General features: G+C 72.1%; 11 protein-coding genes and 1 pseudogene. 10 read left to right on the top strand and 2 right to left on the bottom strand.

Features of this window, described 5'->3' with window-relative positions; translation table 11 throughout:
• Window positions 1–69: 69 nt before the first annotated feature.
• A complete protein-coding gene (locus ACIQAC_RS21555; protein WP_402193417.1) occupies window positions 70–1,242 on the top strand; it encodes an acyl-CoA dehydrogenase family protein in 1,173 nt (390 codons plus the stop codon).
• Between the two features lie 59 nt (window positions 1,243–1,301).
• Here ACIQAC_RS21555 and ACIQAC_RS21550 read toward each other — a convergent pair whose 3' ends face one another.
• Window positions 1,302–1,739, bottom strand: coding sequence for a cell division protein SepF (locus tag ACIQAC_RS21550; protein ID WP_402193327.1), 438 nt, complete (start codon window positions 1,737–1,739; stop codon window positions 1,302–1,304).
• Between the two features lie 344 nt (window positions 1,740–2,083).
• Here ACIQAC_RS21550 and ACIQAC_RS21545 point away from each other — a divergent pair, with 344 nt between their 5' ends.
• The 6 genes and pseudogenes from ACIQAC_RS21545 to ACIQAC_RS21520 all read left to right on the top strand — a co-directional run bounded on the left by ACIQAC_RS21545 (window position 2,084) and on the right by ACIQAC_RS21520 (window position 9,979).
• Entirely contained in the window at window positions 2,084–3,235 is a 1,152-nt protein-coding gene (locus tag ACIQAC_RS21545; protein WP_402193415.1) for a DUF5685 family protein, read from the top strand.
• A gap of 462 nt (window positions 3,236–3,697) precedes the next feature.
• A complete protein-coding gene (locus tag ACIQAC_RS21540) occupies window positions 3,698–5,482 on the top strand; it encodes an FAD/NAD(P)-binding protein (RefSeq protein ID WP_402193325.1) in 1,785 nt (594 codons plus the stop codon).
• Between the two features lie 100 nt (window positions 5,483–5,582).
• Window positions 5,583–6,364, top strand: a pseudogene (locus ACIQAC_RS21535) (DUF1684 domain-containing protein).
• Window positions 6,365–6,627: 263 nt separating this feature from the next.
• Entirely contained in the window at window positions 6,628–7,530 is a 903-nt protein-coding gene (locus tag ACIQAC_RS21530; protein WP_402193323.1) for a S1 family peptidase, read from the top strand.
• 181 nt (window positions 7,531–7,711) lie between these two features.
• Window positions 7,712–8,629 (top strand): slipin family protein, encoded by a 918-nt coding sequence (locus tag ACIQAC_RS21525; protein ID WP_402193413.1) that lies wholly within the window; start codon window positions 7,712–7,714, stop codon window positions 8,627–8,629.
• A 267-nt stretch (window positions 8,630–8,896) separates the two neighbouring features.
• On the top strand, window positions 8,897–9,979 hold the full coding sequence (locus ACIQAC_RS21520; RefSeq protein ID WP_402193322.1) for a S1 family peptidase: 1,083 nt from the start codon (window positions 8,897–8,899) through the stop codon (window positions 9,977–9,979).
• Between the two features lie 101 nt (window positions 9,980–10,080).
• Here ACIQAC_RS21520 and ACIQAC_RS21515 read toward each other — a convergent pair whose 3' ends face one another.
• Window positions 10,081–10,701, bottom strand: coding sequence for a TetR/AcrR family transcriptional regulator (locus tag ACIQAC_RS21515; RefSeq protein WP_402193321.1), 621 nt, complete (start codon window positions 10,699–10,701; stop codon window positions 10,081–10,083).
• Between the two features lie 144 nt (window positions 10,702–10,845).
• On the opposite strand from ACIQAC_RS21515, the gene ACIQAC_RS21510 reads away from it, so the two are divergent.
• From ACIQAC_RS21510 to ACIQAC_RS21500, 3 genes are all read left to right on the top strand, one after another.
• Entirely contained in the window at window positions 10,846–11,862 is a 1,017-nt protein-coding gene (locus ACIQAC_RS21510) for a saccharopine dehydrogenase (protein ID WP_402193319.1), read from the top strand.
• A 291-nt stretch (window positions 11,863–12,153) separates the two neighbouring features.
• Entirely contained in the window at window positions 12,154–12,828 is a 675-nt protein-coding gene (locus tag ACIQAC_RS21505; RefSeq protein WP_402193317.1) for a hypothetical protein, read from the top strand.
• Window positions 12,825–14,381 carry a DNA polymerase Y family protein gene (locus ACIQAC_RS21500; RefSeq protein WP_402193316.1) on the top strand — a complete coding sequence of 519 codons (1,557 nt, stop codon included), beginning with the start codon at window positions 12,825–12,827 and terminating at the stop codon, window positions 14,379–14,381. Before ACIQAC_RS21505 ends, ACIQAC_RS21500 begins: the two co-directional genes overlap by 4 nt.
• Window positions 14,382–14,522: the final 141 nt, after the last annotated feature.

Below are 14,522 nucleotides of genomic sequence, written 5' to 3'. Positions count from 1 at the left end.
AGCGTCGGAGGACGTTCGGTGTTAGCGGTGCTAGTTTTTGAGGCTTTTGGAGGGTGATTCGTGTCGAAGCTGCCTGCCTTTGATCCCCGGGATCCGCTCGGGCTCGACGATCTGCTCGAACCCGAGGATCTGGCCGTGCGGGAGACCGTGCGCAGGTGGGCGGGGGAGCGGGTGGTGCCGTTCGTCGCCGAGTGGTACGAGAGCGGTGAGCTGCCGGGGATCCGCGAACTGGCGAAGGAGCTCGGGGGGATCGGGGCGCTCGGGATGTCGCTCCAGGGGTACGGGTGCGCCGGCGCGAGCGCCGTGCAGTACGGGCTCGCCTGTCTGGAGCTGGAGGCGGCCGACTCCGGAGTCCGCTCGCTCGTGTCGGTGCAGGGCTCCCTCGCGATGTACGCCATCCACCGGTTCGGCAGTGAGGCACAGCGGCAGGAGTGGCTGCCTCGGATGGCGGCCGGGGACGTCATCGGGTGCTTCGGGCTGACCGAGCCCGATCACGGGTCCGATCCCGCCGGCATGCGGACCTACGCCAAGCGTGACGGGTCCGACTGGGTGCTCAACGGGCGGAAGATGTGGATCACCAACGGCTCCGTCGCCGGTGTCGCCGTTGTGTGGGCGCAGACCGACGACGGGATCCGGGGGTTCGCGGTGCCCACCGACGCACCCGGCTTCTCCGCGCCGGAGATCAGGCACAAGTGGTCACTGAGGGCGAGCGTCACCAGTGAACTGGTCCTCGACGACGTCCGGTTGCCGGCCGGCGCCGTACTGCCGGAGGTCACGGGACTGCGCGGACCGCTGAGCTGTCTGTCGCACGCCCGTTACGGAATCGTCTGGGGCGCGATGGGCGCGGCGCGCAGTTGTTTCGAGGCGGCCGTCGACTACGCGAAGTCGCGGGAGCAGTTCGGGCGGCCCATCGGCGGCTTCCAGCTCACCCAGGCCAAACTCGCCGACATGGCGGTCGAACTGCACAAGGGGATTCTGCTCGCCCACCATCTGGGGCGGCGGATGGACGCCGGCCGGCTGCGTCCGGAGCAGGTCAGCTTCGGCAAGCTGAACAACGTGCGCGAGGCGATCGAGATCTGCCGTACCGCGCGGACGATCCTCGGCGCCAACGGGATCTCCCTGGAGTACCCGGTGATGCGCCACGCGACCAATCTGGAGTCGGTGCTCACCTACGAGGGCACCGTCGAGATGCACCAGCTCGTGCTGGGCAAGGCGCTCACCGGGCTCGACGCCTTCCGCTGACCGGGCCGGACCGCTGTGGCGCGGACCGGCGCGGGCAGGGCCGGGTGAGCGGCCCTGCCTCAGCTCTGGTTGAAGAAGCCGTCCGAGCGGTGCGCGGCAGGTTCCCCGTTGATGATTTCGGTGTCGGCCGGTGTCAGCAGGAACACCCGGTTCGACACCCGGTCGATGGAGCCGCGCAGGCCGAAGATCAGGCCCGCCGCGAAGTCGACCACGCGCTTGGCGTCGCCGGCCTCCATCGCTGTGAGGTTCATGATGACGGGGACGCCGTCCCGGAAGAGCTCACCGATGGCGCGGGCGTCCCGGAAGCTGTCCGGAGTGACCGTGCCGATCCGGCGGCCCTTCTCCTGCGCCGAGTCCGTGGCCACCTTCACCCGGGCGTCGGTGACCCAGGCTTCCCCGGGCTCGTTCCCCTCGGAGTAGTCGTCGTCGTAGTAGCGCTCGTCTTCGTTGTCGTCGACGAGGCCGAGCCACGCACTCGCCTTGCGCACCGATCCCATGGACGCCTCCTCTCACTGCGGTCTCTTCTGCGTTCCGCATCCCTATGGTCATCCATGATGCGTATGACGCGCCAAGTGGATAGACGCCGCACGGGGGGTTTGTGACGTTACTGGTGCACAGCCAATACGTCGAGAGCCCGTGTGTGACAAGGCTTCCCAAGGGTCGTACGGGCTATGGCTGCTGACTGTGAGTGAAATATGATTCTTCACGGCGGACGGGTGATGACGGGGTCGTACGGGTGAACGAGACGACCGGTGCGGATCGCTGACGGGGGGCTACGATGCGGCGCCGAGGACGCCGGTCCGACACGGCGTCAAAGTCGTTCGCATCACGGGGGATCGTGTTGTTCGGAATAGTCAGACCCTGTCGTCATCGCCTCGATCAGCGACTCAAAACCCAATGGCTGGCGCATTTGTGCGGGCTTTGCCTCGCCCTGCGCAAGGACCACGGTCAGTTCGCCAGGATTGTCACCAATTACGACGGTTTGCTGGTCTCGGTTCTGACGGAGGCTCAGGTCGACGGCCCCGCACGGGAAGCGGGTGCCTGGCGGCGTACGGCGGGACCGTGCCCGTTGCGCGGGATGCGGACCGCCTCCGTCGCACGCGGCGAGGGGGCCCGGCTCGCGGCGGCCGTCTCGCTGGTGCTCGCCTCCGCCAAGGTGCGTGACCATGTCGCCGACGGGGACGGGCTGCTGGCCCGCCGGCCGGTGGCGCTCGCCGCGCGCCGGGTCGCCGAGAGCTGGGGACGGGCCGGCGCCCGCAGTGGCTCCGCCGTCGGATTCGACACGAACGTGCTGGTCGACGCGGTGGACCGGCAGTTGCTTGTCGAGGCGCAGGCCGGGCCGGGAACACCTCTGCTCACCGTCACCGAACCGACCGAGTCGGCCACCGCCGCCGCGTTCGCGCACACCGCCGTGCTCGCCGGCCGGCCGGGCAACGCCGAGCCGCTCGCCGAGGCCGGACGGCTCTTCGGGCGGCTGGCGCATCTGCTGGACGCCGTCGAGGACCGGGACACGGACGCCGCCGCCGGGGCCTGGAACCCGCTGGCCGCGACGGGGACCTCGCTCGCCGAGGCCCGCCGGCTCGCCGACGACGCGGTGCACGGCATCCGGCTCGCGCTGGCCGAGGTCGAGTTCAGCGAGGGGCGCCTCGCGCACCGGCTGCTCGTGCACGAACTGCCCGCCTCGGTCGACCGTACGTTCGGCCCCGCGACCTGTGCCCATGGCGCCGGTCCCTACGCCCCGCCCGGCGGCCCCGGCACCCCCGTGCCGCCCGAGCCACCGCACCGGGGCAGGCGTGGACTGGTCGCCGGCTGCGCGGTCTGGGCCGGACTGGCCTGTACGTGCCAGCTGTGCTGCGGGGAGTACGAGGACCCCTGGACGCGGGAGCGCAAGGAGTCGTTCTGTAGCAATTGCAACTGTGACTGTGGCAATTGCTGCGACTGCGGAAGCTGCTGCGACGGGTGCTGCTGCGACGGCTGTGGGTGCGACTGCTGAGGCGACCGCTGGGACGACCGCTGACGCGACCGCTGTGGCGGCTGCTGAGGCCGCGCGGGTGCCGGGTGTTCGTGTGCGAGGGGAGGGGGCGCGTGTGAAGGCAGGGGGCAGCGCGTTCCCGGGAAGAAGGGGGAACACGGCGGGCGTCCGCCCTTCGGGGCGGGCGCGGGCAGGGGGTCAGCTCAACAGGAGGAGGACCACACGCGACCGAAGTCGATGTGGGAGCGCTTGACCAGCCACTGCTGTGGATGCATGGGGCAAGTGGAACAGGCATCCGGTTCCGCGTCAACCGGCCTGAGACGTACCGCTCACAGTACGGACAGCCTTGACAGCGTCCGCGATCAGGCCCGTACTCTCGTCGTACCACGGCCCTGCTGAGGGGCTCGGCCGTGCGGCGCCCCCCGGGGCCGCCCGTGTGAAGGCACCACCCGTGTTGGAACTGTCGTGTCACGGAGCCTTCGCATGCCCTCTCACCTGCCCACCCCGTCGGCCGCGAGGCCCTCCCTGGTGATCGTCGGCGCCGGGCCGCGGGGGACCGGTGTGATCGAGCGGATCGCCGCCAACGCACCCGAGCTGTACGCCGGTTCGGGCCTCGACATCCATCTCGTCGACCCGCATCCGCCGGGCGCCGGACGGGTCTGGCGGCATGCCCAGTCGCCGCTCCTCTGGATGAACTCGCACGCCGAGGACGTCACGATGTTCACCGACGACTCGGTGGCGATGGACGGCCCCGTACGGCACGGCCCGACCCTGCACGAGTGGGCCGGCGTCGACGGCCGCACCTTCACCGACCGCCGGCTCCAGGGCGCCTATCTGCGCTGGGTGCACCAGCAGGCGGTGGCCGCGCTGCCGCCCGGGGTCCGGGTCCACCACCACCCACGGCGGGCCCTGCGGATCGGCGGACCGCGCGAGGGACGGCAGCAGGTCTGGCTGGAGGGCCGGCCGCGTCCGCTGCTCGCCGACCTCGTGGTGCTCACGCTCGGCCATCTCGACGCCGAACTCGACGACGAACAGCGCCGGCTGGCGGCGTACTCCCGGGAACACGGCCTGGTCCACGTGCCGCCGGACTTCACCGCCGACACCGACCTCGGCGCACTCGCGCCCGGCGAACCCGTGCTGGTGCGCGGCTTCGGGCTCGCCTTCGTCGACCTCATGGTGCTGCTCACCGAGGGGCGCGGCGGACGGTACGAGGGCGACACCTACCTCCCTTCGGGGCGGGAGCCGGTGCTGTACGTCGGATCGCGGCGCGGAGTGCCGTACCACTCGAAGATCGGCTACGACCTCGTCGGTGAGCGGCCGCCGGTGCCGAGGTTCCTCGGGCCCGCCGAGATCGACGCGCTGCTCGCCCGGCCGGACGGGTTCGACTTCCGGCGGGACGTCTGGCCGCTGGTGGAGAAGGAGCTGGGGTTCGCGCACTATCACCGGCTGTTCGCCGCGCATCCGGAGCGGACCGCCATGGAGTGGGAGCGGTTCGAGGAGCGGTACGCGGTGGCGGATCCCGCCGGGCGGGCCGTCCTGGTCGCCGAGGCCGTGCCCGATCCCGCCGACCGGCTCGACCTCGCGGCGCTGGACAGACCGCTGACCGGGGCGCGGTTCGGCTCGCACGAGGAGTTCCAGGAGGAGCTGCGGGCCTATGTGGAAGGTGATCTGACCCGCCGTCACGACTCGGCGCACAGCCCGGACCTGGCGGTTTTCCTCGCACTGCTGTCGGTGTACGGGCAGTTGGTGCGGCTCGGTGACATCGGGCCCTGGTGGCACGGGTTCTTCAGCTACCTCGCGTCCGGGCCGCCGGGGCCGCGGCTGCGGCAGCTGGGGGCGCTGTCGCGCGCCGGGGTGGTCCGGTTCGTCGGTGCCGACATGGCCGTCGCCGCCGAGGACGGGGTCTTCCGGGCGTCCAGCCCGACCGTGCCGGGATGGACGGTCGAGACCCGGGCGCTGGTGGAGGCGCGGCTGCCGCACCCCACCGTCGAGCGCGCGCGGGACGCCCTGCTGCGGGAGCTGTACGCCGAGGGCGCCGCCACGACCCCGGCCGGACTGCTGGCCGTGGACCCCGCCGACGGGCGGGTCCTGGACCGGGCCGGACTGCCGCACCCGCGGCGCTTCGCCCTCGGACCGCACACCGACGGACGCGGCGCCGGAGCCTTCACCCGCCCACGCACCGGCGGCCCGGCATTCCGCCAGAACGACGCCACGGCGAGAGCGGTCCTGCTGTTCCTCCAGACACTGGCCGAACGGGCGGCCGCATAGGGGGGGGGGCTGAGGGCGGCGCGGACCGGGCGGAACAGGGAGGTCCGCGCTCGGCTCTCCCCGGGAGGGACGGCTGTCCCGGTGTGGAGGAAGGGAAGAGATGGCGGACGTATCCGGTGAGTGGAGGCTGTGGCGCGAGCCGCGGGTGGAGACCGTGTCGGCGCCCTGTGGGCCGCTTGCGCTGACCGGCACTCACTGGCTGGAAGACAATCCGGACGGGCGACTTCCGGCCATCCCCGGGGTCTGGGAGGCCGACGGGGACGCCGTGGTGCTCACCGCGGACGCGGACGACGGTCTGGCCGTGGACGGGCGTCCCTTCGCGGGTCGGGTGCGGCTGGTCGCGGACCCCGGTCCGGCGGGCGCCGCGAGGGTGGCGCACGGGGAGCGCCGGCTGGTGGTGTTGATGCGCGAAGGGGCGTGGGGCGTGCGCGATTACGACCCCGCCGCACCCGCACGTCAACAGTTCCCGGGCATCCGGGCCACGCCCCACGACCCGCGTGGTCGGTGCCGGGACGCTTCACCGCGTACGACGACCACCGTGTGGTCAGGGTCGAGAGCGCGGACGGCCGGGAGCGGGGGCTCGGGCTCGGCGGCGAGCTGGCGTTCACCCTGGACGGCCGGGAGCCGACCCTTCGGGTGGCGGTGGAACCGGAGGGCTCGCTGTGGGCGGTTTTCGGCGACGCCACCAGCGGGAACGGCAGTTACCGTTTCCGGTTTCCGCGCCCGGCCGCGCCGGACGACGAGGGCCGTACGACCGTCGACTTCAACCGGGCGCTGCTGCCGCCGTGCGCGTTCGCGGACCACTTCGTCCGCCCCTTCCCACCGCCCGGGAACCGGCTTGACCTGCCGATCGCCGCGGGGGAGCGCGATCTGACGGCCTGACGACGGACGCCGGGCGCGAGCGGGGCGCGCCGGCGGGGGTGCGGGCGGGGGCCGTGTCCGAGGGGGTTCTGGGTAAAGAGGGGTCAAAGCCGCGCGGCCGAAAGGCACCCTTGCGCCGATCGGCCGTGCGGCCGAATACTCCCCCTCAGCGCTTGTCAGGAACACGGCATGTCCGGAATCCGGGCACGCCTGTCTCCCGGCTGCGCCTCACGGGCCCCGACCCCACAAGTGGGCCCCCGACTTCCCATGTGGAGGAACGACAAGTGAGGATCAAGCGCACCACCCCCCGTAGCGGTATTGCGAGACGGACCCGGCTGATCGCCGTTTCCACCGGACTCGTGGCCGCGGCCGCGATCGCGATCCCCAACGCGAGCGCCTCGGACGTCACCCCGTTCAGTGCCAACCAGCTCAAGAGCGCCGGCGACTCGGTGCTCAAGGCCGATGTCCCGGGTACCGCCTGGGCCGTCGACAGCAAGACCAACCGCCTGGTCGTCACGGTCGACTCGACCGTGTCCGAGGCGGAGATCGCCAAGATCAAGGCGCAGGCCGGCAGCAACGCCGACGCGCTGACGATCAAGCACACCCCGGGCAGGTTCCAGAAGCTGATCCAGGGCGGCGACGCGATCTATGCGAGTAGCTGGCGCTGCTCGCTCGGCTTCAACGTCCAGAACAGCAGCGGTGTCCAGTACTTCCTGACCGCCGGTCACTGCACCGACGGCGCGGGTACGTGGTACTCCAACTCCGGCCGTACCTCGGTCATCGGATCGACCACCGGCTCCAGCTTCCCGAACAACGACTACGGGATCGTGCGCTACTCCGGGTCCGTCGCCCGGCCCGGCACCGCGAACGGAGTGGACATCACCCGCGCGGCCACGCCCAGCGTCGGCACCTCCGTCATCCGTGACGGCTCCACCACCGGCACGCACACCGGCCGGGTCACCGCGCTCAACGCGACCGTCAACTACGGCACCGACGGCATCGTCTACGGCATGATCCAGACCAACGTCTGCGCCGAGCCCGGCGACTCCGGCGGTTCGCTCTACGGCAGCAACGGCACGGCCTACGGTCTCACCTCCGGCGGCAGTGGCAACTGCTCCTCCGGCGGTACGACGTTCTTCCAGCCGGTGACCGAGGCGCTGGCCGCGTACGGCGTGAGCGTCTACTAGGCCTTCTCACCCCGCGGCACCCCTTTACGTACCGTGTGATCCGGATCCGGCACCACGGGCGAGCCCCCGCACGCAACTGGCGTGCGGGGGCTCGCTCTTGCTCCGAGACCGGGGTTACCGTCGAAGGACGGGGGCCCGGCGCACCTTCTTGATGCGCCCACGTCGGACCCTGGGGGCCGTGATGGTCGAGGAGCTGGTGGTGGCGGGAGCGGCGCTCGCGTCCGCCGCCGTGGTGTACGTGATGGCGGCGGCGCGCGTCGTCAAGCAGTACGAACGGGGTGTGGTCTTCCGGCTCGGCAGGCTCCGCCCCGATGTGCGGGGGCCGGGGTTCACGATGATCCTGCCGTTCGTGGACCGGCTCCAGAAGGTCAACATGCAGATCGTGACGATGCCGGTGCCGGCCCAGGAGGGCATCACCCGGGACAACGTCACCGTGCGCGTCGACGCGGTCGTCTACTTCAAGGTGACCTCGGCGGCCGACGCGATCGTCCGGGTCGAGGACTACCGGTTCGCCGTCTCGCAGATGGCGCAGACCTCGCTGCGGTCCATCATCGGCAAGAGCGAGCTGGACGATCTGCTCGCCGATCGCGAGAAGCTCAACCAGGGTCTGGAGCTGATGATCGACAGCCCGGCGGTGGAGTGGGGCGTCACCATCGACCGGGTCGAGATCAAGGACGTCTCGCTGCCGGAGACGATGAAGCGCTCCATGGCCCGGCAGGCCGAGGCGGACCGGGAGCGGCGGGCCCGGGTCATCAACGCCGACGCCGAACTCCAGGCGTCGAAGAAGCTCGCCGAGGCCGCCCAGCAGATGGAGGACACCCCCTCCGCGCTCCAGCTCCGGCTGCTCCAGACCGTGGTCGCGGTCGCCGCCGAGAAGAACTCGACGCTGGTGCTGCCCTTCCCGGTGGAGCTGCTGCGGTTCCTGGAGCGGGCGCAGCAGCCGGCGCCGGTTCCTGTGCGGCAGCCGGCACCGGCTCCCGTGGAGCAGTCGGTGCAGCAGGCGCCGGCTCCCGTGGAGCAATCGGTGCAGGAGCAACTTCCGGTGGGCCAAACACGGACGGATCCGGATTCGCAAGGGGCGAATTCAAGACAGGACTAGACCTCACCCCGTGCTTACCGGTTACTCGCACGTAGTGTTTGCGCTGCGAACGATCCGGGCCCCGCACGGTGTTGACCGTGCATGCTCAACTCATTCTCCGGCGGCTCAAGGCACGGGGCGCGCACGACGGTTGCCGTACGCGCGTCCTGAAGTCGACCTTGTGTGCTCCCTGTAGGGGTCGGAATAGTGGGCGCCCAGTCCAAGACCCTTTTCGGCCGGTGAGGTCCCCACAACCGACCCGGCCGATCCCCCACAGGAGGACGCGAGTTGAAGCACCGACGCATACCCAGGCGGCGGGCCGCCGTGGCAGGTGCGGGTATCGCCGCACTGGTCGCCGCGGGAGTCACCTTCCAGAGTGCGAACGCAAGCGAGACCCCGGACACGGTGGTGCCGAAGACCCTGTCGGCACCGGCGGCCGGAAAGCTCGCCTCGACGCTCGGCCAGAACCTCGGCACCGACGCGGCGGGCACGTACTACGACGCGAAGGCGAAGAACCTCGTGGTGAACGTGGTCGACGAGACCGCCGCGCGGATCGCCGAGGAGGCCGGGGCGAAGGTCAGAATCGTCCAGAACACCCTCGCCGAGCTGAAGTCCGCCCGCACCACCCTCAAGAGCGACGCGACCATCCCCGGCACCTCCTGGGTGACGGACCCGACGACGAACAAGGTGGTCGTCACCGCCGACAAGACCGTCTCCGCCGCCGAGTGGGCCAAGCTCACCAAGGTCGTCGACGGTCTCGGCTCGACGGCCGAACTACAGCGCACGAAGGGGGAGTTCAAGCCCTTCGTGGCCGGCGGTGACGCGATCACCGGCGGTGGTGGCCGCTGCTCGCTCGGCTTCAACGTGGTCAAGGGCGGCGAGCCGTTCTTCCTGACCGCCGGGCACTGCACCGAGGGTATCTCCACGTGGTCGGACTCGTCCGGCACCGTCATCGGCGAGAACGAGGCGTCGAGCTTCCCGGACAACGACTACGGCCTGGTCAAGTACACGGCCGACGTCGACCACCCGAGCGAGGTCAACCTCTACAACGGTTCCTCGCAGGCCATCAGCGGCGCCTCCGACGCCACCGTCGGCATGGAGGTCACCCGCAGCGGCTCGACCACACAGGTGCACGACGGCTCGGTCACCGGCCTGGACGCCACCGTGAACTACGGCAACGGCGACATCGTCAACGGCCTGATCCAGACCGACGTCTGCGCCGAGCCCGGGGACAGCGGCGGTTCGCTGTTCTCCGGCGACCAGGCGATCGGCCTCACCTCCGGCGGCAGCGGTGACTGCACGTCCGGCGGCGAGACCTTCTTCCAGCCGGTGACGGAGGCGCTCTCCGCCACGGGTACCCAGATCGGCTGATCAGCCGGCGCCACCCGTTCGATCCGGTTCGACGAAGTCCCGCCCTTCTCGCGAGGGGCGGGACTTTCGTCTGTGATCCCTGCTCAGGGAGGGGCCCTGTCTTAAGGGCGGTCCCTGTCCTGCTGAGGGCGGTCCCCGTCCTGGTGGTCCCCGAGGGCGCCCAGGGTCAGTTCGGCCAGCGCGTCCACCGCCTCCTCGGACGTCACTCGGTCCTGGTTGAGCTCACCGGCGATCGCCTCGGCCGCGCCCAGCAGGCCGACGCAGCGCAGCCGCAGGGCCTCGGGCGGAAGGCCGGAGTACGGCGACAGCGCGTCGGCCATCAGGTCCGTGTACCTGTCGTTCAGCTCGTACTGGGCCGCCTCCATCTCCGGGCTCCCCTTGAGCGCGGCGGAGACGGCGATGAGTTCGGGTGTGTCGACGCAGGCGAAGTACGCGGCGCTGATGACGCCGGCGATCTCGGCCCTGGTGGGGGCGGCGTCCCGCAGGGCCTGTGCGATGGCGGCGCGCTGGCGTTCGTCCAGGCGCCGGTGGAGCGCGAGCAGCAGGCCGGGCCGGGTGCCGAAGTGGTCGTACACGATCGGTCTGCTGACCCCGGCGGCCTCCGCGAGGGTGACCAGCGTCAGGCCGTCGGTGCCCTGGCCCCGCACGATCTCCATGGCGGTGTCGAGCAGATGCTCCCGCCTGGCCGGTCTGGACAGCCGGGTCGGTGCGGTCGTCGCCATGGTCCTCCTCCGCGGTACCGGATACGTGCCCTCCACTCTAGGTTACAAAAAGTAGGCTACAAAATGTAAGCTACGTAGTGTAGGTTACGGAATGTAGGTAGCCGCCGCGGCCCGCGGGACGCGGCCTTATGGAGGGAGTGCGTCATGGGGCGTACGGAATCGGTGCTGATCCTGGGCGGTTCGGGGCAGGCGGGCGCGGGGACCGCGGCGCTGCTGCGGGAGTGGCACCCCGATCTGCCGCTGACGATCGCGGGGCGTGACCTCGGCCGCGCGCAGCGGGTCGCCGACGAGGTGGGCAACGCGACGGCCGTCACCGTCGATCTGGAGCGGACCGACCTCGGGCTCCCGGAGGGCAGTGAGCACTCGGCGGTGGTGGCCGCGCTGTGGGACTCGCGGCTGCACGGGCTGGGATACGCGCAGGACCGCGGCCTGCCCTACCTCAGCCTCTCCAGCGGCCTGGTCGACATCGCGCCGGAGGTCGTCCTGGGCGCCCAGCGGGCCGGCGCCGCGCCGATGCTGCTGGCCAGCCACTGGTGTGCGGGGGTGATCACCGTCGCGGCGCTGGAGCTGGCCCGGGAGTTCGAGCGGGTCGACGCCGTCCGGGTCGGCGCCATGCTCGACGAGTCGGACACCGGCGGGCCCGCGGGGATCGCGGACCTGGAGCGGTGGGGCGAGGTCACCTCGGCGGGTCTGGTCCGCCGTGACGGGGCCTTCCGCTGGATCGACGGCCCCGACGCCGATGTCGACCTGGTCCTGTCCGACGGCCGGACCCTGCCCGCGCGGAGCATCGCCGTCCTCGACGTGCCGGGCGTCGCCCTCGCCACCGGAGCGCGGGACGTCGGCTTCGCGTTCGCCGTCGGCGAGTCCGCGGGCCGGCGCCGGGGCGGCGGTCCGTCCGTCGAGGCCCGGATCGACCTCGAAGGTGTGGGCCCGGGCGGTGAGCCGCTGCGCACGAGCCACTACCTCGTCCACGCGGAGGGGCAGCGCCCGCTGACCGCCCTGGGTATCGCCCTCGGGGTCGAGCGGCTGATCGGGCTGCGCGGCGAGGCCGTTGTGCCGGGCATCCACACCCCCGAGGGCCTGATCGACCCGGCCTACGCGGCCAAGCGGCTGGCGGAGATCGGCGCCGTCTTCGTCGAGGCGGAGCCGGTCACCGGCTGACGGAAGGGGTCGGGGCGATCGCGTTGGGGTGGCGGCCGGACCCCGTGTTCGACCGGGTGTGCGTCCCGCGGGATTCCGGTGAGGAATTTCATCCGAGACGCACGGGGAGGACGATCTCCTTGTGGGGGAAGGGAGTTAGGGCCACGTCCGGCCCGTGGGGGTGGGCCGGGGGGTCGTAGGTGGCAGTGAGTCACCTTGCGATATTCGAACTGTTGTCCGATCATCGGGGTTATGGCGCCAGCAGTACCGGTCCTCAGCAGGGACGATGCACGAATCGGCACCGGTTTTCCGGTGGCATCCGAGCTGGGGTCCCTGCTGCCCGACGGCCGCCTTCGCCCCGGCTCCACCGTGAGCGTGGGGCGGGATCTGCCGCTGCTGCTCGCCCTCGCCGCACCGGCCGCCGCCGAGGCGGGCGCCTGGGCGGTGGTCGGGCTGCCCCAGCTGGGGGTGCTCGCCGCCGAGTCGATGGGGCTGAGCGTAGGTACCGGACTGTGGGTGGACCGCCCCGGCAAGCGCTGGCCCGAGGTCGTCGCCACGCTCGCCGAGGCCGTGCCGGTGCTGCTGCTCGGCCCGCTCGGTCCCGCTCCCGGCCGGCAGGCCCGACGGCTTTCGGCGGTGCTGCGCCGTACCGGAGCGATACTCCTGACCACCGGCTCCTGGGAGGGCGCCGAGCTGCGGATGGCGGTGACCGCCTCGCGCTGGGAGGGCGTCGGCGCCGGGCACGGACTGCTGCGGGCCCGGCGGGTGCGGGTCTCGGCCACCGGGCGCGGAGCGGCGGGCGGGGCGCCGCGCACCGTACAGCTGTGGCTGCCCGGGCCCGATGGACGGGCCCGCCCCTTCGAGGACACCCCCGATGCGACGGACACCCCGGCCGACGTGCCCGGGGCGGTGTCCTCCGGTGGGGTGCGGTCCGGTGCCGCACCGGCCGGTGAGGCGCGCCGCGGCGGACTGCACGTCGTCGGATGAGCGCCGTCGAACGAGTCGTCTGTGCCTGGTTGCCCGACTGGCCCATCGTCGCCGACGGCAGCAACCCCGACGGGGCGCGGGCGACCGCTGTTGTCGCCGGTGGGAAGGTCGTCGCCTGCTCCGCGGCCGCACGGGCCCTCGGTGTACGGCGGGGGATGCGGCTGCGGCAGGCCACCAGCCGTGCGCCCGAGCTGGAGCTGCGCGAACGGGACGTGGAGGGCGAGATCCGCTGCTTCGAACCGGTCCTCCAGCAGCTGGAGCAGCACGTGGCCCCCCGCTGGGAGGTGATCCGCCCCGGTCTCCTCGTACTGCCCGCGCGCGGTCCCGCCCGCTACTTCGGCGGCGAGCGGGCCCTCGCCGACCGGATCACCGAGACGGTCGCCGCCGTTGGCTTCCCGGTGCGTGTGGGTGCCGCGGACACGGTCTTCGCCGCCGCGCTCGCCGCCCGGCAGGGCCGGCTCGTTCCCGTGGGGCAGACCGCGCGCTTCCTCGCCCCGTACCCGGTGGGGGTGCTCGGCAGGCCGGAGCTCGCGGTGCTCCTCTCCCGGATGGGACTGCCCACGCTCGGCGCCTTCGCGGCGCTGCCCGGCGACAAGGTGACCACCCGCTTCGGCGCGGACGGCGCGGCCGTCCACCGCACCGCCCGCGGTCTGGAGGCGCGGGGCCTGAGCACCCGGACGCCCGGACAGGACCTCACCGTCGCCCATGTCTTCGAGCCGGCCGGGACCCTGCTGGAGCCGGTCGCGTTCGCGGCGAAGGAGCTCGCGCGGCGGCTGCACGAACGCCTCGCCGCGGCCGGGGCGGTGTGCGCCCGGATCGAGGTCGCCCTGGAGCTCGCGGGCGCCGGCGCGCAGAGCGGAAAGCGGCTGACCCGGCTGTGGCGCCACGAGGGAAAGCTGTCGGAGCTCGCGGTCGCCGAGCGGGTGCGCTGGCAGCTCACCGCATGGCAGGAGACCGGAGCGCTGACGGACGGGGGCGGAGCGGCCACCGGCATCGTCCGGCTCACGCTGCGTCCCGAGGCGCTGAGCGCGGCCACCGGCCGGCAGGAACTCCTCTTCGGCGCCCGGTCGGCGACCGCCGAGATGCAGACCGCCGCCGCCCGGTTGCAGGCGATGCTCGGACACCACGCCGTGACCCGGGTCGAGCTCGGTGGTGGCCGGGGACCCGCCGAGCGGGCGATACGGGTGGCCTTCGGCGACGTACCGCCCGAGCACCGGCTGCCCGACGGGCCCTGGCCGGGCAGGCTGCCCGCTCCGCACCCCGCGTGGGTGCCCGCCCGGCCGAATCAGGCCCGGCTGCTCGACGCCGACGGCGAGTCGGTGGCGGTCTCCGCGCGTCTGGTGCTGTCCGCGCCGCCGGCCCGCCTGATCGTCGAGGGCGGCCGGCCCGAGGCGGTACAGGGCTGGGCGGGACCGTGGCCGGCTCTTGAGCAGTGGTGGAACGCGGACCGGGCCCGCCGCCTGGTCCGTATGCAGGTCGTCACCGAGGCGGGCCCGGCCTGGCTGCTCGTCCTGGAACAGGGCCAGTGGTGGGCGGAGGCGCACTATGGGTGATCCGGCGTGAAGGGGTCGCCGCGGTCCCGGAACGGCGAGCCCACGCGCACGACGCGACCTCGGACCGGTGATGCCGGGGTCGCCCCGAAAGAGGGCGGTGCTGTCGGGGTCGCCCCGGAGGAAGCCGCTGGTGTCGGGGTC

The organism is Streptomyces sp. NPDC088387 (assembly GCF_044753385.1).
In the GTDB taxonomy this organism is placed as follows: domain Bacteria; phylum Actinomycetota; class Actinomycetes; order Streptomycetales; family Streptomycetaceae; genus Streptomyces.
This window is presented reverse-complemented; position numbering and strand designations above follow the sequence as displayed.

What these genes read in the sequence shown, in the direction of transcription:
- ACIQAC_RS21550 (WP_402193327.1), bottom strand. Translation starts at nt 1,739, where the DNA reads ATGGGATCGGTGCGCAAGGCGAGTGCGTGGCTCGGCCTCGTCGACGAC.
- ACIQAC_RS21540 (WP_402193325.1), top strand. Translation starts at nt 3,698, where the DNA reads ATGCCCTCTCACCTGCCCACCCCGTCGGCCGCGAGGCCCTCCCTGGTG.
- ACIQAC_RS21525 (WP_402193413.1), top strand. Translation starts at nt 7,712, where the DNA reads ATGGTCGAGGAGCTGGTGGTGGCGGGAGCGGCGCTCGCGTCCGCCGCC.
- ACIQAC_RS21515 (WP_402193321.1), bottom strand. Translation starts at nt 10,701, where the DNA reads ATGGCGACGACCGCACCGACCCGGCTGTCCAGACCGGCCAGGCGGGAG.
- ACIQAC_RS21510 (WP_402193319.1), top strand. Translation starts at nt 10,846, where the DNA reads ATGGGGCGTACGGAATCGGTGCTGATCCTGGGCGGTTCGGGGCAGGCG.
- ACIQAC_RS21500 (WP_402193316.1), top strand. Translation starts at nt 12,825, where the DNA reads ATGAGCGCCGTCGAACGAGTCGTCTGTGCCTGGTTGCCCGACTGGCCC.